The sequence below is a fragment of the Citrobacter sp. RHBSTW-00029 genome (assembly GCF_014104295.1).
GTDB lineage: Bacteria > Pseudomonadota > Gammaproteobacteria > Enterobacterales > Enterobacteriaceae > Citrobacter > Citrobacter youngae.
In genome coordinates this window covers 1,216,605-1,242,393 of record NZ_JABXRT010000001.1, presented here as the reverse complement: position 1 = coordinate 1,242,393, position 25,789 = coordinate 1,216,605, and the positions used below count along the sequence as shown (strand labels likewise).

The following is a 25,789-nucleotide window of genomic DNA, read 5'->3' as shown; positions in this document are numbered from 1 at the left end:
GTAAGCATGTATACCGCGAGCGGTACCAAAGCCTATGCACAGGTCAGCGTGGAAAGCGCCGTGATGAGCGCCAACCCGCATCAGTTGATCGAAATGTTGTTTGATGGCGCACATAGCGCCCTGGTGCGCGCTCGTCTGTTTATGCAGCAAGGCGATATCGTTGCCAAAGGTGAGGCATTAAGCAAGGCAATCAATATCATCGATAATGGTCTGAAGGCGGGCCTGGACCACGAAAAAGGAGGAGAGATCGCCACCCATCTTTCTTCGTTGTACGACTATATGGTTCGCCGTTTATTGCACGCAAATCTGAATAATGATTGTCAGGCGATTGAAGAAGTCGAAGGGTTGCTCGGAAACATCGCGGATGCCTGGAAACAGATCTCACCAAACGCGTCGTCCCAGGAGTCCCGTTAATGACCTCAGCCGTGGAGTTTATCAACCGTTGGCAGCGCATTGCGCTGCTCAGTCACTCGCTGCTGGAACTGGCGCAGCGAGGTGAATGGGACCTTTTACTGGAACAGGAAGTTAGCTATCTGCAAAGTATTGAAGTGGTCATGGAAGAACAAACTCCATCTGGCATCACGCGAAGCGTTCAGGATTTGATTGCCGGGTATATTAAACAGACGCTGGATAACGAACAGTTGCTCAAAGCATTACTGCAGCAGCGTCTGGATGAACTCAGCACGCTGATCGGTCAGTCAACCCGCCAGAAGACGCTAAATAACGCCTACGGTCGGCTTTCCGGTATGTTACTGGTTCCGGATGCGCCAACTGCCCCACAATAATTTCCCGCTTCGTCTGAATAATCTTCCATACTCCAGAGGTCGGCCAAACGGCTTCTGGAGCACGGAAGATGAAAAACCCCACCTTATTGCAGTACTTCCACTGGTATTACCCTGATGGCGGCCAGCTCTGGTCGGAACTCGCCGCACGCGCGGACGGACTGAATGATATCGGCATCAATATGGTATGGCTGCCTCCTGCCTATAAAGGTGCGTCCGGCGGATACTCCGTTGGCTATGACACCTACGATCTGTTTGATTTAGGCGAATTCGACCAGAAAGGCACTATTGCCACCAAATACGGCGATAAAAATCAGTTACTGGCGGCAATCGACGCGTTAAAGCACAACGATATCGCGGTACTGCTGGATGTGGTGGTCAACCACAAAATGGGGGCCGACGAGAAAGAACACATTCAGGTTCAGCGCGTAAACGCCGATGACCGCACGCAGATTGACGATGAGATTGTCGAATGCGAGGCCTGGACGCGGTACACCTTCCCTGCCCGTGCGGGTCAGTACTCTCAATTCATTTGGGACTACAAATGCTTTAGCGGCATCGATCATATTGAAAATCCCACCGAGGACGGCATTTTTAAAATCGTGAATGATTATACCGGCGAAGGCTGGAACGATCAGGTCGATGACGAACTGGGCAACTTTGACTATCTGATGGGCGAAAATATCGATTTTCGCAATCATGCCGTGACTGAAGAGCTCAAATACTGGGCACGCTGGGTGATGGATCAAACCCATTGCGATGGTTTTCGCCTGGATGCCGTCAAACATATCCCGGCATGGTTCTATAAAGAGTGGATCGAGCACGTCCAGGAGGTGGCACCCAGGCCGCTGTTTATCGTCGCGGAATACTGGTCCCATGATGTCGATAAACTGCAAACCTATATTAACCAGGTCGAGGGGAAAACCATGCTGTTTGATGCCCCTTTGCAAATGAAGTTTCACGAAGCGTCCCGCCAGGGTCGCGATTATGACATGAGCCAGATTTTCACCGATACGCTGGTGGAGGTCGATCCCTTTCATGCGGTGACGCTGGTTGCGAACCATGACACCCAGCCGTTACAGGCGCTGGAAGCCCCCGTCGAGGCGTGGTTTAAGCCGCTGGCCTACGCGCTGATCCTGCTGCGCGAAAACGGTGTGCCGTCGGTGTTCTACCCCGATCTTTACGGGGCACATTACGAAGACACTGGCGACGATGGCGAAACTTATCCTATCGACATGCCCATCATCGAACAGCTTGATGAACTGATCCTCGCACGTCAGCGCTTCGCTCACGGCGTACAGACGCTCTTTTTCGATCATCCTAACTGTATCGCCTTTAGCCGCAGCGGAACGGACGACGATCCCGGCTGCGTGGTTGTTCTGTCTAACGGCGATGACGGAGAAAAGACCATCAATCTCGGCGCGAATTACGGCAATAAAACCTGGCGTGATTATCTGGGGAATCGCGAAGAAAGCGTAGTGACCGATGAAAACGGCGTGGCGACGTTTTTCTGTGATGGCGGCAGCGTCAGCGTGTGGGTGATTGAAGACGTGTTGTAGCACTTAACCCCGGTGGCGACAGGCTACCGGGGCGCAATACTTATGGCAGCGGTGTAGCTAACGGCGTTTTCTTTAACACCTCGGCACACTCCAGCGTCGGGCGTTCTACCCGTTGCAGCGTCATACCGTCATAATCCAGCGTATTGCCATCGCGATCAATTTCATACAGCTCGCGTTTCACCGTCACGTTGGTGAGGTCACCGGAGAGCATGGTCAATTTACCGGGGACGGCAATCACTCGCTGCCACTGACGGCAATCCAGCGTATCCCCCTCTTTGGTGACAATCAGACTGGCGATCGCTTCCGGGCTCACCAGCGCGCGCTGCGGACCTTTCGACTGCCAGTAACCTGCCAGACCGGCAGGGGCTGGTGTTTTCACCACGTCATTATAATTTTGTACCTCGGCGCAGCCGGCAAGTACCAACAATGCACCAACGATTGCTAATTTTTTCATCATTCATCCTGCATGCGAAGAAAAGGGGATTGTGGCATTAAAGCCCTGATGTCGCCAGCCTTTCGGCAGCCCGGAGAAAGATTGATCCAGACGGTGTTACCTCTTATTACTCATAGTCAAAAATTCTGACAGGTGTAATATCCACGCTTCTTGTTACATACCTTCTGAGTTCAGAGGCACAACGCATGTCATGGCAACACTTCAAACAGGCCTGGTTAATTAAATTTTGGGCCCCTGCCCCTGCGGTTATCGCAGCGGGTATTCTCTCCACCTACTATTTCGGCATTACGGGAACCTTCTGGGCCGTTACCGGCGAATTTACCCGCTGGGGTGGGCAAATCCTGCAACTGTTTGGCGTGCACGCCGAAGAGTGGGGATACTATAAACTGATCCACCTCGAAGGCTCGCCCCTGACCCGTATCGACGGGATGATGATCCTCGGTATGTTCGGCGGCTGTTTCGCTGCCGCGCTGTGGGCCAACAACGTCAAATTACGCATGCCGCGCAGTCGGATCCGCATTCTGCAGGCGGTGGTCGGCGGGATGATCGCCGGTTTCGGCGCCCGTCTGGCAATGGGCTGTAACCTGGCCGCGTTTTTTACCGGCATTCCACAGTTCTCGCTGCATGCCTGGTTCTTCGCGCTGGCGACGGCAATGGGCTCATGGTTTGGCGCCCGCTTTACCCTGCTGCCGATGTTTCGTATTCCGGTCAAAATGCAGAAAGTGTCCGCCGCCTCCCCGCTGACGCAAAAGCCGGAACAAGCGCGTCGTCGTTTCCGCCTCGGTATGCTGGTATTTATCGGCATGATCGGTTGGGCACTACTGACCGCAATGGACAAGCCGAAGCTGGGTCTGGCCATGTTGTTTGGCGTTGGGTTCGGCCTGCTGATTGAACGGGCGCAAATCTGCTTTACCTCGGCCTTCCGCGATTTGTGGATTTCCGGGCGCACCCATATGGCAAAAGCCATCATCTTCGGCATGGCGGTGAGCGCCATTGGTATCTTTAGCTATGTGCAACTGGGCGTTGAGCCGAAGATTATGTGGGCCGGTCCAAATGCGGTGATCGGCGGCTTACTGTTTGGTTTCGGGATCGTGCTGGCAGGCGGGTGTGAGACTGGCTGGATGTACCGTGCGGTTGAGGGCCAGGTACATTACTGGTGGGTGGGACTGGGTAACGTTATCGGTTCGACCATTCTGGCTTACTACTGGGATGACTTTGCCCCTGCCCTGGCCACTCGTTGGGATAAAGTGAATCTGCTCGACACCTTTGGGCCGCTCGGCGGGCTACTGGTGACTTATCTGCTGTTGTTTATCGCGTTGATGCTCATCATCGGTTGGGAAAAGCGTTTCTTCCGCCGCGCCGGGCTGACGCCTGCTAAGGAATCCGCATGAAAAATATCGTCCCTGATTATCGCCTCGACATGGTCGGTGAACCGTGTCCTTACCCGGCTGTTGCCACGCTGGAAGCCATGCCGCAGTTGAAGAAAGGTGAAATTCTGGAAGTGGTCAGCGATTGCCCGCAGTCAATCAACAATATTCCGCTGGATGCGCGTAACCATGGGTATACGGTGCTGGATATTCAGCAGGATGGGCCAACTATTCGCTATCTGATTCAAAAATAACCCAGCGCTCCCACAGCGATACGCTGCGGGAGCGTCAATATGAGTCGTTGTTGCCGCAACGCTTTTTCTCTCGCCTTTTATACAACAACAATGCACTGGCAGCCTAAAATCAATGACACTATAGTTACCATAATCTGTATAATGCCAGCCTCTACCCAATGTGCACCTTTGTTTACTCCAGCCCACACCATTCATGAATCATCCTGTAGACATATGGACACAACATTGACCTGCATTAATTTATAAATTTTTGTTAAATCACAAAGGTTCACTAAAATAAGGAAGCCTGATGCGTAAGTCTACCCTCATAGGGGCCGTAATCATTACTGCTCTATGGTTGGTCACAGCGATAAGCCTGTATAGTTATAATCATGGTTCACCGTCTGACAAAAGTCACTGGAATCAAAGATGGGAAAACGCCGAGGCATCAGATCATTTTTTCAACACATTAAAACGCTATGATACCCTTCCATTCAACCAACATTATTTTGCTATATCCCGCCCATGTGTTGATTTAGTTAACCCATGCACAGTTACAGATAACCCATCAATACCAGGCTCAGCAGTTCTGCCCTCTCCGAGAATAAATAACGAAGCCATATATATATCCTTCCCACCCGGTTCAATGGTAGTTGCCTATGGTGTAATAAAAATGGCCTCACTGATATCGGGGATACCGATATCCTGGGAGATGTTGCAATGGGTCAATATGTTATTTTGGATTATTTCGATTATTCTTATTTACTTTGCCATCTCAACAATAACCAGAACATCAAAACATAGTGAGATAATTTCCTTCCTGTCCGTCATTCCGATGTTATTTGCCGTTGAACCGATGCACTCTCATCAACTATCAATGTGGGCACATCAAACATTCCAGATTTTTGCAGCCGCCGCATTTCTGATAGTGGCTATGGGCATAAACCGCAGGACGGTGATTGCACTTGGCATCATATCAGCCCTTGCATGCTGGATTGAGTGGACCGCATACCTGATGTGTATCGCATTATTCGTCGTTGTTCTTATTCATGACTTCAAGCTAAAATCCGGATATAAAAATACAATCATTTACACTCTGATAGCAATTTCAGGTGGTTTGACACTGCTTTGGTATTATTCGTTCATGGTTGGACTTGGGCCATACTTTAACGAATTATCCAGTCGGGCAAGCATCCGGGGAATGGAGAAAACATATATTGGCTGGAGTGAATGGTGGCTATCTGTATATCAGGCATATGGTCCATGGTTAATTTCCTCGATTCTTTTGGCATTCGCCTCATTATTTATCAAGAAAAGCAATAGTTTTAGCAAAGATCAATACATTAAAATTTCCATTTTAATCGCAATCATTTGCTTTATGCTGATAGAAAATATTGCTATGTTTGAACACGCGGCGACATACACATTTGACAGGATTAAAATTGGATTTCTTATTACTTTTCTTATTGCCTTGTCCGCAATGAGAATAGAAAAAATCGGAAAAGTCGCATTTCTTCTTATTGCTATCATTTGTGTCATTACATCCGTGTACAGTATCAGTCAATATATTGATTTTTATCCCAGATACTGGAGATAAAAAATGCGGCCGATAATAAGGCCGCACTATCATAACATGAGCATTCACTATGCTGGCACAAACTGGAATAGTGAAAAAACCAACAAAACCTACACCTGCATCGACATGACTTCCTGGTAGGCTGATACCAGTTTGTTACGCACCTGAATGCCCATCTGCATCGAAACCGACGCTTTCTGCATATCGGTCATCACATCATTCAGCGCAATGCCTGGTTCACCCAGGGTAAATTTTTCAGCCTGAACGCGAGAGGCGGTTTGCACATCGCTGATTCTGTCCAATGCCGCGTGCAGCTGACCGGCAAAACTCACGGTCGATTGTGGCTGCACATCCTGCATTTTCGCTGACATTGCCGTGGCCTGTAGCTGACTGATAACCCCTTCAATCCCCTGTATTGCCGACATTCTGATCCCCTGGATGATTTTTTACGTAGCAGAGATTACCAGCTCGTCAATAAGATAAAGGCGCTAAATAACGATAAAAAACCTCGGTTTTTAACGCATAGAAAAATTCGAAACCGCAAATAATGAGACCGTCAATTTTTCGAGTTTGCTGACCCGGGAGTGAGTCTTGTTCCACTTTGCAAAAAACGCCGTCCACGATAAGCCACGAGGTGCGAGATGAGTGCGACAGCATCGACTGCAACCCAACTGAAACCTCTCGAGTGGTTAAATCGCCTGCGCGCGAATCCCAAAATCCCTCTGATTGTGGCGGGTGCCGCTGCCGTCGCCATCATCGTTGCGATGGTCCTGTGGGCCAAAGCACCTGACTACCGCACACTGTTCAGCAACCTATCCGATCAGGACGGTGGCGCGATTGTCACGCAGCTGACGCAGATGAACGTTCCTTATCGTTTCACTGAGGGAAGCGGCGCCATTGAAGTCCCTGCTGATAAAGTTCATGAACTGCGTTTACGCCTGGCACAGCAAGGCCTGCCGAAAGGCGGCGCGGTGGGCTTTGAGTTACTGGACCAGGAAAAGTTTGGTATCAGCCAGTTTAGCGAGCAGGTCAACTACCAGCGAGCTCTGGAAGGCGAATTAGCCCGTACCATTGAAACACTGGGGCCGGTAAAACGCGCCCGTGTCCATCTTGCGATGCCCAAACCGTCACTGTTCGTACGTGAACAAAAAGCTCCTTCTGCCTCCGTCACGGTAAACCTGGAGCCGGGTCGAGCACTGGACGAAGGTCAGATTAGCGCGGTAACGCATCTGGTCTCCAGCGCTGTCGCAGGCTTGCCGCCGGGCAACGTGACGCTGGTCGATCAGGCAGGACATCTGTTAACCCAGTCGAACACCAGCAGCCGCGACCTGAACGATGCGCAGCTGAAATATGCCAGCGATGTTGAAGGTCGCGTACAGCGTCGTATTGAATCAATCCTGTCGCCCATTGTCGGTAACGGCAACGTACATGCACAGGTTACTGCCCAGCTGGATTTCGCCAACAAAGAGCAAACCGAAGAGAAGTACAGCCCAAATGGCGACGACTCACAGGCTGTTCTGCGTTCACGCCAGCTTAACGTCAGCGAGCAGATAGGAAGCGGAGCGCCTGGCGGCGTACCGGGCGCACTGTCTAACCAGCCCGCGCCGGCGAATACGGCCCCGATTAATACACCACCGGCAAATCAGCAAAACCCGCAGAATGCGCAAACCACGCAAACGGCGAATAACGCCAATGCCGGACCGCGCAGCACGCAGCGTAACGAAACCAGCAACTATGAAGTTGACCGTACCATTCGTCACACCAAGATGAATGTGGGTGATGTACAGCGCCTGTCGGTGGCGGTAGTGGTCAACTATAAAACGTTACCGGATGGCAAACCGCTGCCGTTAACCGCCGACCAAATGAAACAAATTGAGGACCTGACCCGCGAGGCCATGGGCTTCTCTGAAAAACGCGGCGATACCCTGAATGTCGTGAACTCCCCCTTCACCGCAAGTGATGACGCGGGCGGAGAGCTTCCATTCTGGCAGCAGCAGTCCTTTATTGATCAGCTAATGTCCGCTGGCCGTTGGTTGCTGGTTCTGTTGGTGGCCTGGATCCTGTGGCGTAAAGCGGTTCGTCCTCAGTTGATGCGTCGCAGCGAAGAGGTCAAAGCCGCACAAGAACAAACACGTATTCGCCAGGAAACGGAAGAAGCGGTTGAAGTTCGCCTCAGCAAAGACGAGCAGACCCAGCAGCGCCGTAACAACCAGCGGCTGGGTGCTGAAGTCATGAGCCAGCGTATTCGTGAAATGTCAGATAACGATCCGCGCGTCGTGGCGCTGGTCATTCGCCAGTGGATAAATAACGAACATGAGTAATCTTAGCGGCACCGATAAAAGCGTCATCTTATTGATGACCATTGGCGAAGATCGCGCGGCGGAGGTCTTTAAGCACCTTTCCACGCGCGAAGTACAGGCCCTCAGTACGGCAATGGCCAACGTGCGTCAGATCTCCAACAAGCAGTTGACGGAGGTTCTGGCCGAATTTGAACAAGAAGCCGAGCAGTTTGCCGCACTGAACATCAACGCCAACGAATACCTGCGCTCCGTGCTGGTAAAAGCGTTGGGCGAAGAACGTGCCTCCAGCCTGCTGGAAGACATTCTGGAAACTCGCGATACCACCAGCGGCATTGAAACGCTCAACTTTATGGAGCCACAAAGCGCCGCCGATCTTATTCGCGACGAGCACCCGCAGATTATCGCCACCATTCTGGTTCACCTCAAACGGGGCCAGGCCGCCGATATTCTGGCGCTGTTCGACGAGCGCTTACGCCACGATGTCATGCTGCGTATCGCGACTTTCGGTGGCGTACAGCCTGCCGCACTGGCAGAACTGACCGAAGTGCTGAACGGGTTGCTCGACGGCCAGAACCTCAAGCGCAGCAAAATGGGCGGCGTGAGGACAGCAGCAGAAATTATCAACCTGATGAAGACGCAGCAGGAAGAAGCGGTTATTACCGCGGTACGCGAATTCGACGGCGAGCTGGCGCAGAAAATTATCGACGAGATGTTCCTGTTCGAAAATCTGGTGGATGTCGACGATCGCAGCATCCAGCGTCTGTTGCAGGAAGTGGATTCCGAATCGCTGCTGATAGCCCTGAAAGGTGCCGAGCAACCATTACGCGAGAAGTTCCTGCGCAACATGTCGCAGCGTGCCGCCGATATCCTGCGCGACGATCTTGCCAACCGCGGTCCGGTACGTTTGTCGCAGGTGGAAAACGAACAGAAAGCAATTCTGCTTATCGTACGTCGTCTGGCCGAGACCGGCGAGATGGTGATCGGCAGCGGCGAGGATACCTATGTCTAACGATCTGCCATGGAAAGTCTGGACGCCTGACGATCTCGCCCCGCCAATGGCGGAGTTCATACTGGCCGATCATACCGACGATCAGCCGTCCGACGAGACAGAGGAGCCACAGCTATCTGCGGAACAACAGCTTGAGCAGCAGTTGGCGCAAATGCAGCTCCAGGCCCATGAGCAAGGATATAATGCCGGCCTGGCTGAAGGTCGGCAAAAAGGGCACGCACAAGGTTATCAGGACGGACTGGCCCAGGGTCTGGAGCAGGGTCAGAACCAGGCTCGCGCCCAACATGCGCCGATTCATGCCCGCATGCAGCAACTGGTCAGTGAGTTTCAGAATACACTGGATGCCCTGGACAGCGTCATTGCATCGCGCCTGATGCAAATGGCACTGGAAGCGGCGCGCCAGGTTATCGGCCAGACCCCCATCGTGGATAACGCCGCACTGATTAAGCAAATCCAACAGCTGTTGCAACAGGAGCCGCTGTTTAGCGGTAAACCGCAGTTGCGCGTCCATCCGGACGATCTGCAGCGGGTGGAAGAGATGCTGGGGGCGACCCTCAGTCTGCACGGCTGGCGACTGCGTGGCGATCCAACGTTGCATCACGGTGGCTGTAAAGTCTCTGCTGACGAAGGCGATCTGGACGCCAGTGTTGCCACCCGCTGGCAAGAACTCTGCCGTCTGGCAGCGCCGGGAGTCGTGTAATGACCACTCGCCTGACTCGCTGGCTCAACACGCTGGACAACTTCGAAGAAAAAATGTCGCTGCTGCCTGCGGTGCGTCGTTACGGGCGTCTGACCCGCGCCACCGGGCTGGTACTGGAAGCCACAGGTCTGCAGTTGCCGCTGGGTGCCACCTGCGTCATTGAGCGTCAGGATGGCAACGAAACCCAGGAAGTCGAAAGCGAAGTGGTTGGCTTTAATGGTCAACGCCTGTTTCTGATGCCGCTCGAAGAGGTCGAAGGCGTTCTGCCGGGCGCGCGCGTTTACGCGAAAAACATCGCCGGCGAAGGGCTGCAAAGCGGGAAACAATTACCGCTGGGCCCTGCCCTGCTGGGGCGTGTTCTCGATGGCAGCGGGAAGCCGCTTGATGGGTTGCCTGCACCCGACACCACGGAAACAGGGGCGCTAATCACCCCGCCATTTAACCCCCTGCAACGTACCCCGATTGAACACGTGCTGGATACTGGCGTACGGCCTATCAATGCGCTGTTAACCGTCGGGCGCGGTCAGCGAATGGGGCTTTTCGCTGGTTCCGGTGTGGGTAAAAGCGTCCTGCTCGGCATGATGGCACGCTATACCCAGGCTGACGTCATTGTTGTCGGTCTGATTGGCGAGCGTGGACGCGAAGTTAAAGATTTTATTGAAAATATTCTTGGCGCCGAGGGACGTGCACGCTCGGTGGTGATTGCCGCTCCGGCGGACGTTTCCCCGCTGTTGCGTATGCAGGGTGCAGCCTACGCCACGCGCATCGCCGAAGATTTTCGCGATCGCGGCCAGCACGTGCTGCTGATTATGGATTCCCTCACCCGTTATGCAATGGCACAGCGTGAAATTGCACTGGCGATCGGCGAACCTCCGGCAACGAAAGGCTATCCGCCGTCGGTGTTTGCTAAATTACCCGCACTGGTTGAACGGGCTGGTAACGGTATTCATGGCGGCGGTTCCGTGACCGCATTTTATACCGTACTGACCGAAGGCGACGACCAACAGGACCCTATTGCTGACTCCGCCCGTGCCATTCTCGACGGTCACATTGTCCTGTCCCGTCATCTGGCCGAGGCGGGTCACTACCCGGCCATTGATATTGAAGCCTCAATCAGCCGCGCAATGACCGCATTGATCAGCGAGAAACATTATGCGCGGGTACGCAACTTTAAGCAGCTACTGTCCAGTTTCCAGCGTAACCGCGATCTGGTCAGCGTAGGCGCCTACGCCAAAGGCAGCGATCCCATGTTGGATAAAGCCATTGCCTTATGGCCACAGCTGGAAGCATTTTTACAGCAAGGCATCTTTGAACGAGCCGACTGGGAAGACTCCCTGCAGGCTTTGGATCTGATTTTCCCAGGTGTGTGATTAAGCAGGAGAGCATAGGTCATGGCACAACATGGTGCGCTGGCAACACTTAAAGACCTGGCTGAAAAAGAAGTCGATGACGCAGCTATCTTATTAGGCGAGATGCGCCGCGGATGTCAGCAGGCGGAAGAGCAGTTGAAGATGCTGATCGATTATCAGCATGAATATCGCAACAATCTTAATAGCGATATGGGTCAGGGTATTACCAGTAATCGCTGGATTAACTATCAACAATTTATTCAGACGCTGGAAAAAGCGATTGAGCAACATCGCCAACAGCTCAACCAATGGACGCAGAAAGTGGACCAGGCGTTGAGCAGTTGGCGCGATAAAAAGCAGCGACTGCAGGCATGGCAGACTCTGCAGGACAGGCAAACCACAGCCGCGTTACTGGCTGAAAACCGCCTGGATCAGAAAAAAATGGATGAATTTGCTCAGCGTGCAGCTATGAGGAAACCCGAATGATTACTTTACCCCAACTGATTACCACCGACACCGACGTAGCCGCAGGTCTTCAGTCAGGCAAAGCGGTAGATTCCCCCGAGGATTTTTTAGCGTTGCTGGCAGGTGCATTAGGTGCAGGCGATGCACAGGGTAAAGACGCCCCGCTGTCACTGGCCGATTTACAGGCCGCAGGCAGCAAACTGCAAAAAGGGTTATTGCAAAAGAATGGTGATACCGCACAGACGCTAAAATTAGCCGATCTGCTGACACAAAAAGAGGTCCAGACCGAGGCGTCGCTGGCCGACCTGACTGATGCACAACAGTTGCTGTCTGCGCTCACGCCGTCACTGAAGGTTAATGCCCTGACAACACTGGGCAAAACCGCACAGCATGATGAAAAAACCGCCCGTCTGAGCGATGACGATCTCGCCAACCTGAGTGCGCTGTTCGCTATGCTGCCGGGGCAACAGGTAACCACTCCGGCTGTTGATGCCACCCCAGCCCCGGCGGATGCGACGCTGTCGGTGTTGTTACGTGGTAATACCCCCAGCACGACTGCCGATAGCGCCAGTGAATTACTGACCGGCGAAGGGAAAAAAGGTAAAGCAGATACAGCGATGCATGCCAGTGGCGCGGATCAGACCAACAATGCTGGTTTCACCCCATTAACGGCAGCGGCAGCAACGCGCGCAGAGATTGAAAGTTCACCGTCACCAACCAGCGTTGGCGCAACAATAGCTCCGCTGGCTGGCACACAGACACATGCGCAGCCGTTACCGACTGCCGCGGCTCCGGTATTGAGCGCCCCGCTGGGAAGCCATGAATGGCAGCAATCACTGAGTCAACACGTCACGCTGTTCACCCGCCAGGGCCAGCAAAGTGCGGAACTGCGTTTGCATCCGCAGGATCTGGGGCAAGTGCAGATTTCCCTCAAGCTTGATGACAACATGGCGCAACTGCAAATGGTCTCGCCTCATAGCCACGTTCGCGCGGCGCTGGAAGCGGCATTACCCATGCTGCGCACGCAGTTGGCTGAAAGCGGGATCCAACTGGGGCAAAGCAGTATCAGCAGCGAAAGTTTCGCCGGTCAGCAACAGTCGTCTTCACAGCAACAACAGGCTGGGCGTGCGCATGGACAAGATATTTTTGCTCCCGAAGATGATGCTGTTCTGGCCACACCTGCCGCACTGCAAGCCGCGGCTCGCGGTGATGGTGCAGTAGACATCTTCGCCTAACGCCAGAGGTAGCATGATTATCCGCGTCTTTTCCACGCTTTGTCGTGGTCAGGACACGGGATAATCAGCCTATAAGCTGTACCGAAACAGGAAGCCCGTATCTGATGACTGACTCCGCGATTAACAAAAAGAGTAAACGCGCTATTTGGATCCCTCTGCTGGTGTTAATTACGCTCGCCGCCCTCGCTACTGCGGGCTATAGCTACTGGCGCATGCAGCAGCAACCGTCCGCCAGCGTAAAAGCGGAACCGGCTCCACCGCCTGCCCCAGTGTTCTTTGCACTGGATACGTTTACCGTCAATTTAGGTGATGCGGATCGCGTGCTGTATATCGGTATCACACTGCGCATGAAAGACGAGGCGACACGCTCGCGTCTGAACGAATATCTGCCAGAAGTGCGCAGCCGTCTGCTGCTATTGTTCTCTCGCCAGAACGCCGCCACGCTCGCAACAGAAGAAGGCAAACAGCAGCTGATTGCCGCTATCAAAGAGACGCTCGCGACTCCGCTCGTTGTCGGGCAGCCGAAACAGGTTGTCACCGACGTTCTTTATACAGCTTTTATTCTGCGGTAAAGACATGGGCGACAGTATTCTTTCTCAGGCTGAAATCGACGCATTGCTTAACGGCGATAGCGAAACTAAAGACGAACCCATTTCCGGTATCGCAAATGAAAGCGATATTCGTCCTTATGATCCCAACACTCAGCGCCGCGTCGTTCGTGAGCGTTTGCAGGCGCTGGAGATCATTAACGAACGCTTTGCGCGCCAGTTCCGTATGGGGTTATTTAACCTGCTACGCCGCAGCCCGGATATTACCGTGGGCGCGATCCGTATCCAGCCCTACCACGAGTTTGCACGTAACTTGCCGGTTCCGACCAACCTGAACTTAATCCACCTGAAACCGTTACGCGGGACAGGTCTGGTGGTGTTCTCACCAAGTCTGGTGTTTATCGCCGTAGATAACCTGTTCGGCGGTGATGGTCGTTTCCCGACGAAAGTCGAAGGCCGTGAATTTACGCACACTGAACAACGCGTCATCAACCGCATGCTGAAACTGGCGCTGGAAAGCTACAGCGACGCGTGGAAGGCTATCAACCCACTGGAAGTGGAATATGTCCGTTCCGAGATGCAGGTGAAGTTTACCAATATCACCACCTCCCCGAACGACATCGTGGTGAACACCCCGTTCCACGTTGAAATCGGCAACCTGACCGGTGAATTTAACATCTGTCTGCCATTCAGCATGATTGAACCGTTGCGCGAACTGCTGGTAAACCCACCGCTGGAAAACTCGCGTAATGAAGATCAGAACTGGCGCAATAATCTGGTGCGTCAGGTTCAGCATTCTGAGCTGGAACTGGTAGCAAACTTTGCTGACATTCCGCTGCGGCTGTCCCAGATTTTGAAGCTGAAACCCGGCGATGTACTGCCGATTGAAAAACCCGACCGCATTATTGCTCATGTGGACGGCGTACCTGTGCTGACCAGCCAATATGGCACCGTAAATGGTCAGTATGCGTTACGCGTAGAACATTTGATAAACCCGATTTTGAATTCGCTGAATGAGGAACAGCCCAAATGAGTGACATGAATAATCCGTCCGATGAGAACACTGGTGCATTGGACGATCTGTGGGCTGACGCGTTAAACGAGCAAAAAACAACGACCACCAAAAGTGCGGCCGATGCGGTATTCCAGCAGTTAGGTGGCGGCGATGTCAGCGGTGCACTGCAGGATATCGACCTGATCATGGATATTCCGGTCAAGCTGACCGTTGAATTGGGCCGCACCCGCATGACCATCAAAGAGCTACTGCGCCTGACGCAGGGTTCGGTCGTCGCGCTGGACGGTCTGGCGGGCGAGCCGCTGGATATTCTGATCAACGGTTATTTGATTGCTCAGGGTGAAGTTGTGGTAGTCGCAGATAAATACGGTGTACGTATTACTGACATTATTACCCCATCTGAACGTATGCGTCGTCTGAGCCGTTAACGATGAATACCCAGGCCACCGTCGCTCAGCCCGCAGCTGTACCCGGCTCACCGTTAGTGCAGGTCAGCGGCGCGCTGCTGGGGATCATTGTGTTGATCCTGGGAGCCGCCTGGCTGATTAAGCGCCTGGGATTTGCCCCCAAAAGCGTCGGCACGCGTGGACTGAAAGTTTCAGCCAGTACCTCATTAGGTCCACGTGAGCGGGTGGTAATTGTTGAGGTCGAAGACGCGCGTCTGGTGCTGGGCGTTACAGCGTCGCAGATCAACGTTCTGCATACCCTCCCCCCGGCACCTGCCAGTGCAGAAGAAAAAGCGGCCTCCCCTGCGGATTTCCAGGCCATGATGAAGAGTTTGCTGAAGCGTCCTGGGAGATCCTGATGCGCCGTTTGTTATCCCTCACGCTGACGGGTGTGTGGCTGTTCAGCCCAGCAGCCCTGGCCCAACTACCGGGTCTGGTTAGCCAGCCGCTGCCCGGCGGCGGACAAAGCTGGTCATTGCCCGTCCAAACGCTGGTGTTTATCACCTCGCTGACGTTCCTGCCCGCTATTTTGCTGATGATGACCAGCTTCACCCGCATCATCATCGTTTTTGGCCTGTTACGTAATGCGCTGGGAACACCGTCAGCACCGCCGAACCAGGTTTTACTTGGACTGGCGCTGTTTTTGACCTTTTTCATCATGTCGCCGGTGATCGACAAAATCTACGTTGATGCGTATCAACCCTTCAGCGAAGAGAAGATCTCCATGCAGGAAGCCATGGAGAAAGGCGCACAGCCGTTGCGTGAATTTATGTTACGTCAGACCCGCGAAGCCGATCTGGCTCTGTTCGCCCGCCTGGCAAACAGCGGCCCGTTACAGGGGCCTGAAGCCGTACCGATGCGCATTTTGCTGCCGGCTTATGTCACCAGTGAGTTGAAAACGGCATTCCAGATAGGTTTTACCATTTTCATTCCATTTCTGATAATCGATCTGGTTATCGCCAGCGTCCTGATGGCGCTCGGGATGATGATGGTGCCACCTGCCACCATTGCACTCCCATTCAAGCTCATGCTGTTTGTGCTGGTTGACGGCTGGCAGCTGCTTGTCGGCTCGCTTGCACAAAGCTTTTACAGTTAGAGGCGCGAAATGACTCCTGAATCGGTCATGATGATGGGCACTGAGGCGATGAAAGTTGCCCTTGCCCTTGCCGCACCTTTGTTGCTGGTTGCCCTCGTTACGGGTCTTATCATCAGTATCCTGCAGGCGGCAACCCAGATTAACGAAATGACGCTGTCCTTCATTCCGAAAATTGTCGCGGTCTTTATTGCCATCATCGTTGCCGGTCCGTGGATGCTTAATTTGCTGCTCGACTACGTGCGTACGCTGTTCAGCAATATTCCCTACATCATCGGGTAAACGACGCTATGTTGCAGGTGACCAGCGTTGAGTGGCTCCACTGGCTGAATCTTTACTTCTGGCCCCTGCTGCGCATACTGGCGCTCATTTCAACGGCTCCGATACTCAGCGAACGCGCCATCCCCAAACGGGTAAAACTGGGGCTGGGGTTAATGATTACCATGGTTATCGCTCCGCTGCTTCCCCCCGTAAACGTGCCTATCTTTTCTGTCGGCGCGATATGGCAGGCGATGCAGCAAATCCTGATCGGCATCGCATTAGGGTTCACCATGCAATTTGCGTTTGCCGCGGTGCGTACCGCCGGGGAAATCATCGGTCTGCAAATGGGTCTCTCCTTCGCAACCTTCTTCGACCCTGGCAGCCGCCTGAATATGCCCGTTCTGGCACGTCTGATAGATTTGCTGGCGATGCTGCTGTTCCTCACCTTTAATGGTCACTTGTGGCTTATCTCGCTATTGGTGGATACCTTCCATACTCTGCCTATCGGTGGCAATCCGGTTAATAGCAATGCCTTTCTCGCGCTGGCGCGGGCGGGGGGACTCATCTTCCTCAATGGTCTGATGCTGGCTCTGCCGGTGATGACGCTGCTGCTCACACTCAACCTCGCACTCGGTTTGTTAAACCGTATGGCGCCGCAGCTATCGATATTTGTCATTGGTTTCCCACTCACCCTGACCGTGGGTATTTCATTAATGGCCGCGCTAATGCCATTAATTGCCCCCTTCTGTGAGCGCTTATTCAGTGAGATTTTTAATTTGCTGGCTGACATCATCAGTGAAATGCCTTCAAAATAATAACCCTTATTTTTACCCTGTTTTACTAAGGATTGTCCTAAATTCAAATACAGGCAACATCCACCAGGATAACGCTGTCGCGGTTTATTTGTTTTTGCCTCACTCACATAACGCAACATTTACTTTACTTTAAGATGTTTCCTGGCAAATTATACGCAACTTTACGGGATAGTAAATTCGCCTGAAAACAGCGAAAGCGTCATATTGGGTCGTTATTATTCCGTTTAGTTGTGATGAAATAATCAGGTAAGGGGAATTATCGTTACGCATTGAGTGAGGGTATGCCATGTCAACGATTATTATGGATTTATGCAGTTACACCCGGCTAGGGTTGACCGGATATCTGGTAAGTCGGGGGGTGAAGAAAAGGGAAATCAACGATATTTCAAGCGTTGATGAACTCAGCGTCGCCTGTGTCTCACTGCAGCCGTCTGTGGTGTTTATTAATGAAGACTGCTTTATTCACGATCCGGATAACAGCCAGAGAATTAAGCAAATCATTAATCAACATCCCAGCACTTTATTTATTGTATTTATGGCGATTGCCAATGTCCATTTTGATGAGTATCTCTTAGTAAGAAAAAATTTATTAATCAGTTCTAAGTCGATTAAACCAGATTCACTGGATGAACTTCTTGGCGATATTCTGAAAAAGGAAGTGGATATTGTCATTGATGTGAACCTGCCAACACTATCATTAAGCCGTACCGAATCCAGCATGCTACGTATGTGGATGGCCGGTCAGGGAACAATACAGATATCCGATCAAATGAATATCAAGGCGAAGACAGTCTCATCCCATAAGGGGAATATAAAACGAAAGATCAAGACACATAATAAACAAGTTATCTATCACGTTGTACGACTCACAGATAACGTCACCAATGGTATCTTTGTGAATATGCGTTAGGACATTCTGACTGGTGGGTTTACCACCAGTCAGAATCAGCGTCTGGATTACTCCACTTTTTCCACAAAGATCCCATCCTGATGGCCTGACTCATTAAAGAACCAGATACCGAGCGGGTAGTCTTCCAGAGAAACCAGGTACATGGTGCCTTCACTAAACTCTTCAATCGCCAGTACCCGGCCTGGCCGACGCGGCCCACCGTCCGTTTTGACTGTAACCCGATCATTCACCTTCATCGTTTTCCTCCTGTGGCTTTGTGCCAGTGTAGAACAAATTCCTTTTCCTGGCAGCGCCCTGCTCGCGTGACTGCGGGTTTTCTCGACGGTCTATACTTAACTTGTACGCATCAGAGATTCTGATACGTGCCCCGGTATCCTTAACGGTTGAGAGGTATGAGAATGAAAACCGCGAAAGAGTACAGCGATACGGCCAAACGTGACGTCAGCGTCGATGTGGACGCGCTATTGAAAGCTATCAACGAAATCTGCGAGAGCGAAATTCATCGCAGCCATGATGACCCCGATCGCGTCAGCGTTGATGGCCGGGATTATCATACATGGCATGAACTGGCCGACGCGTTCGAGCTTGATATCCATGATTTTAGCGTGACGGAGATCAATCGCTGACTTTGGGCGAAAAAAATCCCGGCCCGTATCGGGTCGGGATCAAGCTTGCTTATGCAAGAAGCACTTGAAAATTCGTTACACCAGGAAATCTGATGCGAAACCAACCTTATCTGCAATTTTTTTGCCTGACAAGTAAATAATTCTCACCAAAATGATAAATATAACTAATGGTTGAGAGATCACCAGGTTACGCCAGCCTGCGTTATTCAGGCATCCTGGCGTAGCGGACTGCGTTCGCCAGGAACCAGTTCATCTTCACGAAATGCCTCCCGTTTGACGCCAAAACCGTCATACCAGCGGCACTCCACCATTCCGCTGGCATACCCGGTAACGATCATGCGTGGGCCACCCTCTTTCGCGGTGACTTCCTCACTGACAGAAAAGACCATACCCGCCTCCTGTATCAAGAGAAACCTTTTCACCTTAGACGACAAAGAGACGTTTTGCGTAGTCTGGCAGGCGACAATTAGTGCGAAACTCCGCGTAACCTGGCAACCATTTTTACCAGCACCACCACGATCCCACCGATAATAAAGCCGAGTACCAGATTAAGCAGAGTCGGAAGCATCAGAGCAATGAATGAACTCTGCTGTTGGGCAAATTGCTCAATCGCATGATGCAGCGGCGCAATGCCGTGTACCACAATGCCGCCACCGACTAAAAACATCGCCAGCGTGCCGACCACGGAAAGTGATTTCATGAGCCAGGGAGCAACCACCAGCAATCCCTTACCCAGGGCCTGAGCCAGTGCGCTGCGCTTTTCTGCCAGCCAGTAGCCAATATCATCGAGCTTCACAATAATACCGACCAGACCATATACGCCAACGGTCACCACCAAAGCAATACCCGACAAAACCAGTACCTGATTCAACAACGGCGCATCCGCCACAATACCCAACGTAATGGCCACAATCTCTGCAGATAAAATAAAGTCAGTACGTATCGCCCCTTTGATTTTATCTTTCTCAAAGGTGAGAGGATCCTGCGCCGCCAACGATGTCAGACGCTGCTGACGCTCCTCTGGGGTCTCTTTTTGTTTTCGCGCTTCCAGGGTGTGAAGCACTTTTTCCACGCCCTCAAAACAGAGGAACGCCCCACCAATCATCAATAAGGGGGTGATCGCCCATGGAATGAAGGCGCTGATCAATAGCGCCAGCGGCACCAGGATAACTTTGTTGACGAAAGATCCTTTAGCCACACTCCAGACCACCGGAAGCTCGCGGTTCGCCCGCACGCCCGATACCTGTTGCGCGTTAAGCGACAAATCGTCTCCCAGCACACCCGCCGTTTTTTTCGCGGCCAGTTTTCCCATCACTGAGATATCGTCCAGAAGCGTGGCGATGTCATCAAGCAAGGTGAGTAAGCTACTTCCTGCCAAAATTTTAATCCTCAATATTATTGTTTTGCAGCCATAAGTATGAAGTAAAACACGCCATGCTGAAACAGACCTTTCTGGTCAACAATTATTTAACAACAGCAGGCAATTATAAGTCTCGCCAGCATGATAGTTTTGACGTTTACTATGTTGCACCTTTTTATTTCCACCGTGAGGGATTATGCGTTTCAGGCAATTGTTACCGCTTTTCAGTGCGCTATTTGCGCTGTACATCATTTGGGGTTCCACGTACTTCGTTATTCGCATTGGCGTTGAAAGTTGGCCCCCGTTGATGATGGCTGGCGTACGTTTTCTCTCTGCTGGAGTGTTATTAACACTTTTTTTACTTCTTCGTGGACACAAGCTACCGCCTCTGCGCCAGCTCCTGAACGCCGCGTTAATTGGTATCCTGCTGCTGGCCGTGGGTAATGGGCTGGTTACTGTTGCAGAACATCAAAATGTTCCTTCCGGTATTGCCGCCGTAGTGGTTGCCACCGTCCCGCTGTTTACGCTGTGCTTTAGCCACTTTTTTGGCATCAAAACACGCAAACTGGAATGGATGGGGATCGCAATTGGACTCGCCGGGATTATCATGCTTAACAGCGGTGGTAACTTGAGTGGTAATCCCTGGGGGGCAGTATTAATCCTGATTGGTTCAATGAGCTGGGCATTTGGCTCCGTGTACGGCTCACGTATAACCTTGCCCGTTGGCATGATGGCCGGTGCTATTGAAATGTTAGCCGCGGGTATTGTACTGATGTGCGCATCGCTGCTCAGTGGAGAAAAGCTGACCACGATGCCAACCTTCTCCGGTTTTATGGCGGTGGCATATCTCGCCCTGTTCGGCTCAATTATTGCGATTAACGCTTATATGTTCCTTATTCGTAATGTAAGCCCGGCGTTAGCCACCAGCTATGCCTACGTCAACCCGGTAGTGGCGGTTCTGTTAGGTACGGGGCTGGGAGGTGAAAGCCTGGCGTTGATCGAGTGGCTGGCGCTCGGAGTCATTGTTTTTGCCGTGGTATTGGTGACGCTGGGGAAATACTTATTCCCTGTCAAAGCTGACGCGGTCGCAGCCCCCTCGGAAAAGTCGTTACAGTAAATGAATGCCCTGAGTGTCGATCTGCGCGGTGGCGCCGCCGCCGCAGATCCACTCGATAACCCGTTCAGACAGTGCCTCATTATCCAGTTTATCACGCCCACGCAGGGCGCATTCCCAGACAATCAAGACCCGCCATCCCAACGACTGCAATTTTTCGCAGTCCCGCTTATCACGCACCACATTTTTTCCTATCTTCTCCAGCCAGAACGCCGTGCGGGTTGCCGGGACTTTAAAGAGATAGCAGTTGTGCTGATGCCAGAAACAGCCGTGGGTAAAGAGAACGCAACGGTAGTCATCCACCACAAAATCGGGGCGACCGGGCAACGTTGCATCCTGCGCGCGAAACGTTACCCCCTGCTCCGTCAGGATGTCGGCCAGACGTTTTTCGATCGCCGTATCGCGGGTCCCTATCGCCCGCATATTTTTACTGCGTGTCGCCTTATCGTGAACGTCTGCCATGCTGCTGTTCTTTCTCACGGAGCGCAACAGCCTGTTTGATCTTCGGCTCCAGCAGTTTGGCTACCGCCGCAAATGCCGGGACGACCACCGAATTACCGAACTGGCGGTAAGCCTGGGTATCTGATACCGGAATGCGAAACTGGTAACCCTGAGGAGACTCAAACCCCATCAGGCGAGCGCACTCTCTTGGCGTTAATCGACGAGGACGATGTCGCTGATTGGCGGGATCATCGAAATCCTGTTCACCCAGCGCCATATCCCAGCCACGGTCTATCAAAATTTCAGCCCCATCCTTATAGTAACGTGCGGATAATGTACGCGTTACGCTATCGGGATTGCCGGGATAGACCATACCGTAGCCAAACCCATTGCCCCGTGCCTGATGTTTTTTCGCATAGCGATACAGGTATTTCCACAGGACCGGTGTCAGCACATATTTCGCATCAACAGTCGGTTCAAGCAGCTCTGCGAGCGTCGTTCGACGCTGAGGGTAGCGGCTGACAATATCGCGCAACGTAAAGTCTGACTTCAAGCTCAGATCACGTCGAAAGCCGACGAGCACGATACGTTCGCGATGCTGGGGTAAAAAATGTTGCCCATCGATAATCTTCGGATCATCCGGGCCATTATCGGCTGCATCCGCCACGTCATAGCCCAGTTCATTCAGCGTTTGCATGATGATGCGAAAGGTTTTTCCCTGGTCATGACTCTTCAGATTTTTAACGTTTTCGAGCACAAATATAGCCGGTCGCCGCGCGTCGATAATTCGCACCACGTCAAAAAAAAGCGTGCCTTGCGTATCACAGGCAAAACCGTGGGCACGCCCTAACGCGTTTTTCTTTGATACACCCGCCAGAGAAAATGGCTGGCAAGGGAAGCCGGCCAGCAGGACATCATGCTCGGGAACATGTTGACGAATATGCTCTGCAGCCTGCTCGTCACTCACCCCCTCATGATGGCTGAGCGTAATATCACGAATATCTTCATTAAAGTGGTGCTGCAGAGGATCGCAGTAGTGATTCGCCTTGTAGGTGCGCACCGCATGCTTGTTCCACTCGCTGGTAAACACGCACTGCCCGCCGATCGCTTCAAAACCGCGACGAATTCCGCCAATACCAGCAAAAAGATCGATAAAGCGAAAAGCATAATGTGGATGATGCGCAGGCGGTGTCGGTAGCATGGCGTTCAGATGAGCCAGCTCAGCGTCGCTGAGCCGATGCCATGTTTCATTGGCGACCACACGCTTAAAGATGGCCGGACTCCAGCGATTCTCACCAACACCATTCAGATGAGCAACCAGCGTTTTCACATCGTATATTTCAAGCAACTTAGCCAAAATCACCTGTGCGGCGGCCTCGTTATCATCTGTCATCGGGTTCATGGAGCCTGCTACTGATAAATTATCCTGCATACGTTTAACCGGGCGAAATGGATAGTCGACAGGTTAACATAAATTGGTGCAATTGACGTTTCAGCAATGACGACTACTGATATGCTTTAAGGGGTTGAATCGCCGCAAGATCCAACATTTCATATTCTCCTTTTAATTCTGCGCTGAGTTTTGCCATATACGTCAATAAAAAGTCAGCATTATGCTGTGCTAAATGCCGCCCTTGTTCAGTTTGCATTGTCAGTGGCAACGTCAGCAGTTTGGTCTGGAAATGATCAAGCGCGTACTGTTTATCATCGAGGCTACGCTGCCGGGCAAACGGATCCTCCGCATCAAACAATGCCACACCCAGCGAGGCAGAAACGGCGAACACGCGCGCCAGACCGATAGCCCCCAGCGCCTCAAGTCGATCGGCATCCTGAACGATTTTGGCTTCAAGTGTCGTGGGCGTAATTTTTGTGCTAAAACTGTGCGCTGCGATAGCGTGACTCACCGCATGCAGCCGATCCTGAGGAAATTCAGGAAAGTCCTGTGACAGTACACGACAGGTTTCCTGGGCTGCCAGTACCGATGAGCGATGACGTTCCGGATGATTTTTCGGTAAGCTGACAAGATCGTGGAAATAGCACGCGGTCAGCACCACCAGCCAGTCTACGTTCGCATCCGTGCTCAGCTTTTGAGCCGTCTGCCACACGCGGCGAAAGTGAAAGATGTCATGGGCAGCGTCGTGCCCTGAATGATTTTCACGTAACCAGGCTTCAAATCTCGACTGCCAGTCGTGGAGTTCCATGCTCTCTCCCTTTACATAAAGAAAACCACCTTAGCAATAATTTTTACCCTGAACCACTGTCTGCCTTCTTTTATATCAAAATTCAATTATTAAATAATATTCATAACAAATATCAATTTATAATCTCCACATACAGCATTGATAATAAATTATCCTGACAAGCATAAAAACAATAATAAAAACATATAAAATACACACAACAAATATCAAGCCACAAGATATAAATCAATTGATAATCATGTATTTATGTGTTGAATAAAAACAATAAATACATATAAAAATAATTTAAAAAACTCAAATGGAAATATTTTGAAATATCTAAAATATAATTGTTACATGTTATATTTTAAATTAAATGAACTTCATAGATAGTATCGAAATGTAGTTTTCAGGACATCACTACATATTCATTTTAATTATTAAATAAAGGGAATACATAATGAAAAGAAAAGTACTGGCACTGCTTCTCCCAGCTTTATTAGCTGCAGGCGCAGCAAATGCGGCTGAAATTTATAATAAAAACGGCAATAAACTGGATCTGTACGGAAAAGTCGATGGTCTGCGTTATTTCTCTGACGATACAGATAACGACGGCGATCAAACCTATGCGCGTCTGGGCTTTAAGGGCGAAACGCAGATCAACGATATGCTGACTGGCTACGGTCAGTGGGAATATAACGTTCAGGCCAACGGCACCGAAGGTGACAAAGGCGATTCCTGGACTCGTTTGGCTTTCGCAGGCCTGGGCTTTGCTGAAAACGGCACCTTCGATTACGGTCGTAACTACGGCGTCGTGTACGACGTTGAAGCCTGGACCGATATGCTGCCAGAATTCGGTGGTGATACTTACACTCAGACCGACGTGTATATGCTGGGTCGTACCAACGGCGTTGCTACTTATCGTAACCACGGCTTCTTTGGTCTGGCTGATGGCCTGAACTTCGCCCTGCAGTATCAGGGTAATAATGAAGGTAGCAGCGTAGGTCAGGAAGGTTCTGGTAATAGTGAAAACCGCAAACTGGCGAAAGAAAACGGCGACGGTTTCGGTATGTCCACTTCTTATGACTTTGACTTCGGTTTAAGCCTCGGTGCAGCGTACTCCAGTTCTGATCGTACTGATGACCAGGTTGCTCGCGGTTACCAGGATGGTATAAACAAACGCAACAACTACGCTGGCGGCGAAACAGCTGAAGCCTGGACTGTTGGTGCGAAGTACGACGCTAACAACGTTTACCTGGCAGCCATGTATGCAGAAACCCGCAATATGACCTATTACGGCGGCGGTAATGGCGAAAGCAATGGCGGTATCGCAAACAAAACGCAAAACTTTGAAGTTGTAGCTCAATACCAGTTCGATTATGGTCTGCGTCCGTCCATCGCTTACCTGCAGTCCAAGGGCAGTGATTTAGGTGGTCAGGAAGTGAGCCATGGTAACTGGCGTTACGTCGACAAAGATCTGGTCAAATATGTTGATGTGGGTATGACTTACTACTTCAACAAAAACATGTCCACCTACGTTGATTACAAAATCAACCTGCTGGACGAAGACGACAGCTTCTATGAAAGCAATGGTATCGCGACTGACGATATTGTTGCCGTTGGTTTAGTCTACCAGTTCTAATTTTGCACAATACGTATCAGGCCTGCTTCATATGAAGCGGGCTTTTTGTTTATTTGAAGCGGATTTTTATGTCACCAAGGCAATAGAACGACAAACTTGTGAGGATACTCAAAGAAAAAAACATCCGTGACTGCTGTCGTTGAAAGCAAGGCGTGCAAGTGTTTGAATAGTGGCGGAGAGAGGGGGATTTGAACCCCCGGTAGAGTTGCCCCTACTCCGGTTTTCGAGACCGATTTCATTGGTAATACTTTCAATAACTTAACTTTTCTCGCTGGTATATCCACAATATTTCCACTTCATAAAATTCAA

General features: G+C 51.5%; 31 protein-coding genes. 23 read left to right on the top strand and 8 right to left on the bottom strand.

Annotated elements, in window-relative coordinates; all coding sequences use genetic code 11:
- Positions 1–6: 6 nt before the first annotated feature.
- The 3 genes from fliS to amyA all read left to right on the top strand — a co-directional run bounded on the left by fliS (position 7) and on the right by amyA (position 2,341).
- Positions 7–414 carry a flagellar export chaperone FliS gene (gene fliS, locus HV041_RS06010; protein WP_005127744.1) on the top strand — a complete coding sequence of 136 codons (408 nt, stop codon included), beginning with the start codon at positions 7–9 and terminating at the stop codon, positions 412–414.
- Positions 414–785, top strand: a complete 372-nt coding sequence (gene fliT / locus HV041_RS06005; protein ID WP_048211316.1) for a flagella biosynthesis regulatory protein FliT — start codon at positions 414–416, stop codon at positions 783–785. Before fliS ends, fliT begins: the two co-directional genes overlap by 1 nt.
- 68 nt (positions 786–853) lie before the next feature.
- The gene (amyA, locus tag HV041_RS06000) at positions 854–2,341 is read left to right on the top strand and encodes an alpha-amylase (protein WP_121584785.1); all 1,488 of its coding nucleotides are present in this window, start codon (positions 854–856) and stop codon (positions 2,339–2,341) included.
- Between the two features lie 40 nt (positions 2,342–2,381).
- On the opposite strand, the gene yedD is transcribed toward amyA, so the two are convergent.
- Positions 2,382–2,795: a lipoprotein YedD gene (gene yedD / locus HV041_RS05995; RefSeq protein WP_121584786.1), complete on the bottom strand. Its 414-nt coding sequence runs from the start codon at positions 2,793–2,795 to the stop codon at positions 2,382–2,384.
- 137 nt (positions 2,796–2,932) lie between these two features.
- Here yedD and yedE point away from each other — a divergent pair, with 137 nt between their 5' ends.
- The 3 genes from yedE (at position 2,933) to HV041_RS05980 (ending at position 5,992) form a co-directional block, all read left to right on the top strand.
- Entirely contained in the window at positions 2,933–4,186 is a 1,254-nt protein-coding gene (gene yedE, locus HV041_RS05990) for a selenium metabolism membrane protein YedE/FdhT (protein ID WP_323604746.1), read from the top strand.
- Positions 4,183–4,416 (top strand): sulfurtransferase-like selenium metabolism protein YedF, encoded by a 234-nt coding sequence (yedF, locus tag HV041_RS05985; RefSeq protein WP_000790504.1) that lies wholly within the window; start codon positions 4,183–4,185, stop codon positions 4,414–4,416. Before yedE ends, yedF begins: the two co-directional genes overlap by 4 nt.
- Before the next feature lie 289 nt (positions 4,417–4,705).
- On the top strand, positions 4,706–5,992 hold the full coding sequence (locus HV041_RS05980) for a hypothetical protein (protein WP_182294075.1): 1,287 nt from the start codon (positions 4,706–4,708) through the stop codon (positions 5,990–5,992).
- An 89-nt stretch (positions 5,993–6,081) separates the two neighbouring features.
- On the opposite strand, the gene fliE is transcribed toward HV041_RS05980, so the two are convergent.
- Positions 6,082–6,396 (bottom strand): flagellar hook-basal body complex protein FliE, encoded by a 315-nt coding sequence (gene fliE / locus HV041_RS05975; RefSeq protein ID WP_005127749.1) that lies wholly within the window; start codon positions 6,394–6,396, stop codon positions 6,082–6,084.
- Between the two features lie 216 nt (positions 6,397–6,612).
- Between fliE and fliF the strand changes: the two genes are divergently transcribed.
- From fliF to rcsA, 14 genes are all read left to right on the top strand, one after another.
- The gene (gene fliF / locus HV041_RS05970; RefSeq protein WP_048211312.1) at positions 6,613–8,292 is read left to right on the top strand and encodes a flagellar basal-body MS-ring/collar protein FliF; all 1,680 of its coding nucleotides are present in this window, start codon (positions 6,613–6,615) and stop codon (positions 8,290–8,292) included.
- On the top strand, positions 8,285–9,280 hold the full coding sequence (gene fliG, locus HV041_RS05965; protein ID WP_048211311.1) for a flagellar motor switch protein FliG: 996 nt from the start codon (positions 8,285–8,287) through the stop codon (positions 9,278–9,280). The genes fliF and fliG overlap by 8 nt, the downstream gene beginning before the upstream one ends.
- On the top strand, positions 9,273–9,980 hold the full coding sequence (gene fliH / locus HV041_RS05960; RefSeq protein WP_048211310.1) for a flagellar assembly protein FliH: 708 nt from the start codon (positions 9,273–9,275) through the stop codon (positions 9,978–9,980). Before fliG ends, fliH begins: the two co-directional genes overlap by 8 nt.
- A complete protein-coding gene (fliI, locus tag HV041_RS05955; RefSeq protein ID WP_005127755.1) occupies positions 9,980–11,350 on the top strand; it encodes a flagellar protein export ATPase FliI in 1,371 nt (456 codons plus the stop codon). The genes fliH and fliI overlap by 1 nt, the downstream gene beginning before the upstream one ends.
- A gap of 21 nt (positions 11,351–11,371) precedes the next feature.
- Positions 11,372–11,815: a flagellar export protein FliJ gene (fliJ, locus tag HV041_RS05950; RefSeq protein ID WP_005127756.1), complete on the top strand. Its 444-nt coding sequence runs from the start codon at positions 11,372–11,374 to the stop codon at positions 11,813–11,815.
- Positions 11,812–13,029 carry a flagellar hook length control protein FliK gene (gene fliK / locus HV041_RS05945; protein WP_121584788.1) on the top strand — a complete coding sequence of 406 codons (1,218 nt, stop codon included), beginning with the start codon at positions 11,812–11,814 and terminating at the stop codon, positions 13,027–13,029. Before fliJ ends, fliK begins: the two co-directional genes overlap by 4 nt.
- Before the next feature lie 104 nt (positions 13,030–13,133).
- Positions 13,134–13,601, top strand: coding sequence for a flagellar basal body-associated protein FliL (fliL, locus tag HV041_RS05940; protein ID WP_048211308.1), 468 nt, complete (start codon positions 13,134–13,136; stop codon positions 13,599–13,601).
- A 4-nt stretch (positions 13,602–13,605) separates the two neighbouring features.
- On the top strand, positions 13,606–14,610 hold the full coding sequence (fliM, locus tag HV041_RS05935; protein WP_005127760.1) for a flagellar motor switch protein FliM: 1,005 nt from the start codon (positions 13,606–13,608) through the stop codon (positions 14,608–14,610).
- On the top strand, positions 14,607–15,020 hold the full coding sequence (fliN, locus tag HV041_RS05930; protein ID WP_005127761.1) for a flagellar motor switch protein FliN: 414 nt from the start codon (positions 14,607–14,609) through the stop codon (positions 15,018–15,020). Before fliM ends, fliN begins: the two co-directional genes overlap by 4 nt.
- A gap of 2 nt (positions 15,021–15,022) precedes the next feature.
- Complete coding sequence (gene fliO / locus HV041_RS05925) at positions 15,023–15,397, top strand: flagellar biosynthetic protein FliO (protein ID WP_048211307.1); 375 nt, start codon at positions 15,023–15,025, stop codon at positions 15,395–15,397.
- Entirely contained in the window at positions 15,397–16,134 is a 738-nt protein-coding gene (fliP, locus tag HV041_RS05920) for a flagellar type III secretion system pore protein FliP (RefSeq protein ID WP_048211306.1), read from the top strand. Before fliO ends, fliP begins: the two co-directional genes overlap by 1 nt.
- Before the next feature lie 9 nt (positions 16,135–16,143).
- Complete coding sequence (gene fliQ, locus HV041_RS05915; protein ID WP_003030425.1) at positions 16,144–16,413, top strand: flagellar biosynthesis protein FliQ; 270 nt, start codon at positions 16,144–16,146, stop codon at positions 16,411–16,413.
- A gap of 8 nt (positions 16,414–16,421) precedes the next feature.
- Positions 16,422–17,207: a flagellar biosynthetic protein FliR gene (fliR, locus tag HV041_RS05910; protein WP_048211305.1), complete on the top strand. Its 786-nt coding sequence runs from the start codon at positions 16,422–16,424 to the stop codon at positions 17,205–17,207.
- Between the two features lie 286 nt (positions 17,208–17,493).
- Positions 17,494–18,117 (top strand): transcriptional regulator RcsA, encoded by a 624-nt coding sequence (gene rcsA, locus HV041_RS05905; RefSeq protein WP_048211304.1) that lies wholly within the window; start codon positions 17,494–17,496, stop codon positions 18,115–18,117.
- A gap of 47 nt (positions 18,118–18,164) precedes the next feature.
- On the opposite strand, the gene dsrB is transcribed toward rcsA, so the two are convergent.
- Complete coding sequence (gene dsrB, locus HV041_RS05900; protein WP_005127768.1) at positions 18,165–18,353, bottom strand: protein DsrB; 189 nt, start codon at positions 18,351–18,353, stop codon at positions 18,165–18,167.
- 162 nt (positions 18,354–18,515) lie between these two features.
- On the opposite strand from dsrB, the gene yodD reads away from it, so the two are divergent.
- Positions 18,516–18,743 (top strand): YodD family peroxide/acid resistance protein, encoded by a 228-nt coding sequence (gene yodD, locus HV041_RS05895; RefSeq protein WP_048211303.1) that lies wholly within the window; start codon positions 18,516–18,518, stop codon positions 18,741–18,743.
- A 206-nt stretch (positions 18,744–18,949) separates the two neighbouring features.
- On the opposite strand, the gene HV041_RS05890 is transcribed toward yodD, so the two are convergent.
- Complete coding sequence (locus HV041_RS05890; RefSeq protein WP_061068109.1) at positions 18,950–19,132, bottom strand: DUF2158 domain-containing protein; 183 nt, start codon at positions 19,130–19,132, stop codon at positions 18,950–18,952.
- Positions 19,133–19,209: 77 nt separating this feature from the next.
- The gene (locus tag HV041_RS05885) at positions 19,210–20,121 is read right to left on the bottom strand and encodes a DUF808 domain-containing protein (protein WP_048211301.1); all 912 of its coding nucleotides are present in this window, start codon (positions 20,119–20,121) and stop codon (positions 19,210–19,212) included.
- 178 nt (positions 20,122–20,299) lie between these two features.
- Between HV041_RS05885 and yedA the strand changes: the two genes are divergently transcribed.
- On the top strand, positions 20,300–21,220 hold the full coding sequence (yedA, locus tag HV041_RS05880; protein ID WP_061068110.1) for a drug/metabolite exporter YedA: 921 nt from the start codon (positions 20,300–20,302) through the stop codon (positions 21,218–21,220).
- On the opposite strand, the gene HV041_RS05875 is transcribed toward yedA, so the two are convergent.
- The 3 genes from HV041_RS05875 to HV041_RS05865 form a co-directional block, all read right to left on the bottom strand.
- Positions 21,212–21,679, bottom strand: coding sequence for a very short patch repair endonuclease (locus tag HV041_RS05875; RefSeq protein ID WP_101743177.1), 468 nt, complete (start codon positions 21,677–21,679; stop codon positions 21,212–21,214). The genes yedA and HV041_RS05875 overlap by 9 nt on opposite strands.
- Positions 21,660–23,090 carry a DNA cytosine methyltransferase gene (locus HV041_RS05870; RefSeq protein WP_121584789.1) on the bottom strand — a complete coding sequence of 477 codons (1,431 nt, stop codon included), beginning with the start codon at positions 23,088–23,090 and terminating at the stop codon, positions 21,660–21,662. Before HV041_RS05870 ends, HV041_RS05875 begins: the two co-directional genes overlap by 20 nt.
- Before the next feature lie 73 nt (positions 23,091–23,163).
- Positions 23,164–23,859 (bottom strand): phosphohydrolase, encoded by a 696-nt coding sequence (locus HV041_RS05865; RefSeq protein WP_121584790.1) that lies wholly within the window; start codon positions 23,857–23,859, stop codon positions 23,164–23,166.
- Positions 23,860–24,298: 439 nt separating this feature from the next.
- Between HV041_RS05865 and ompC the strand changes: the two genes are divergently transcribed.
- On the top strand, positions 24,299–25,480 hold the full coding sequence (gene ompC / locus HV041_RS05860) for a porin OmpC (protein ID WP_115601809.1): 1,182 nt from the start codon (positions 24,299–24,301) through the stop codon (positions 25,478–25,480).
- Positions 25,481–25,789 lie beyond the last annotated feature (309 nt).

Coding starts and splice junctions, on each gene's coding strand:
- fliS (WP_005127744.1), top strand. CDS start 7: ATGTATACCGCGAGCGGTACCAAAGCCTATGCACAGGTCAGCGTGGAA.
- fliT (WP_048211316.1), top strand. CDS start 414: ATGACCTCAGCCGTGGAGTTTATCAACCGTTGGCAGCGCATTGCGCTG.
- amyA (WP_121584785.1), top strand. CDS start 854: ATGAAAAACCCCACCTTATTGCAGTACTTCCACTGGTATTACCCTGAT.
- yedD (WP_121584786.1), bottom strand. CDS start 2,795: ATGAAAAAATTAGCAATCGTTGGTGCATTGTTGGTACTTGCCGGCTGC.
- yedF (WP_000790504.1), top strand. CDS start 4,183: ATGAAAAATATCGTCCCTGATTATCGCCTCGACATGGTCGGTGAACCG.
- HV041_RS05980 (WP_182294075.1), top strand. CDS start 4,706: ATGCGTAAGTCTACCCTCATAGGGGCCGTAATCATTACTGCTCTATGG.
- fliE (WP_005127749.1), bottom strand. CDS start 6,396: ATGTCGGCAATACAGGGGATTGAAGGGGTTATCAGTCAGCTACAGGCC.
- fliF (WP_048211312.1), top strand. CDS start 6,613: ATGAGTGCGACAGCATCGACTGCAACCCAACTGAAACCTCTCGAGTGG.
- fliG (WP_048211311.1), top strand. CDS start 8,285: ATGAGTAATCTTAGCGGCACCGATAAAAGCGTCATCTTATTGATGACC.
- fliH (WP_048211310.1), top strand. CDS start 9,273: ATGTCTAACGATCTGCCATGGAAAGTCTGGACGCCTGACGATCTCGCC.
- fliI (WP_005127755.1), top strand. CDS start 9,980: ATGACCACTCGCCTGACTCGCTGGCTCAACACGCTGGACAACTTCGAA.
- fliJ (WP_005127756.1), top strand. CDS start 11,372: ATGGCACAACATGGTGCGCTGGCAACACTTAAAGACCTGGCTGAAAAA.
- fliK (WP_121584788.1), top strand. CDS start 11,812: ATGATTACTTTACCCCAACTGATTACCACCGACACCGACGTAGCCGCA.
- fliL (WP_048211308.1), top strand. CDS start 13,134: ATGACTGACTCCGCGATTAACAAAAAGAGTAAACGCGCTATTTGGATC.
- fliM (WP_005127760.1), top strand. CDS start 13,606: ATGGGCGACAGTATTCTTTCTCAGGCTGAAATCGACGCATTGCTTAAC.
- fliN (WP_005127761.1), top strand. CDS start 14,607: ATGAGTGACATGAATAATCCGTCCGATGAGAACACTGGTGCATTGGAC.
- fliO (WP_048211307.1), top strand. CDS start 15,023: ATGAATACCCAGGCCACCGTCGCTCAGCCCGCAGCTGTACCCGGCTCA.
- fliP (WP_048211306.1), top strand. CDS start 15,397: ATGCGCCGTTTGTTATCCCTCACGCTGACGGGTGTGTGGCTGTTCAGC.
- fliQ (WP_003030425.1), top strand. CDS start 16,144: ATGACTCCTGAATCGGTCATGATGATGGGCACTGAGGCGATGAAAGTT.
- fliR (WP_048211305.1), top strand. CDS start 16,422: ATGTTGCAGGTGACCAGCGTTGAGTGGCTCCACTGGCTGAATCTTTAC.
- rcsA (WP_048211304.1), top strand. CDS start 17,494: ATGTCAACGATTATTATGGATTTATGCAGTTACACCCGGCTAGGGTTG.
- dsrB (WP_005127768.1), bottom strand. CDS start 18,353: ATGAAGGTGAATGATCGGGTTACAGTCAAAACGGACGGTGGGCCGCGT.
- yodD (WP_048211303.1), top strand. CDS start 18,516: ATGAAAACCGCGAAAGAGTACAGCGATACGGCCAAACGTGACGTCAGC.
- HV041_RS05890 (WP_061068109.1), bottom strand. CDS start 19,132: ATGGTCTTTTCTGTCAGTGAGGAAGTCACCGCGAAAGAGGGTGGCCCA.
- yedA (WP_061068110.1), top strand. CDS start 20,300: ATGCGTTTCAGGCAATTGTTACCGCTTTTCAGTGCGCTATTTGCGCTG.
- HV041_RS05875 (WP_101743177.1), bottom strand. CDS start 21,679: ATGGCAGACGTTCACGATAAGGCGACACGCAGTAAAAATATGCGGGCG.
- HV041_RS05870 (WP_121584789.1), bottom strand. CDS start 23,090: ATGCAGGATAATTTATCAGTAGCAGGCTCCATGAACCCGATGACAGAT.
- HV041_RS05865 (WP_121584790.1), bottom strand. CDS start 23,859: ATGGAACTCCACGACTGGCAGTCGAGATTTGAAGCCTGGTTACGTGAA.
- ompC (WP_115601809.1), top strand. CDS start 24,299: ATGAAAAGAAAAGTACTGGCACTGCTTCTCCCAGCTTTATTAGCTGCA.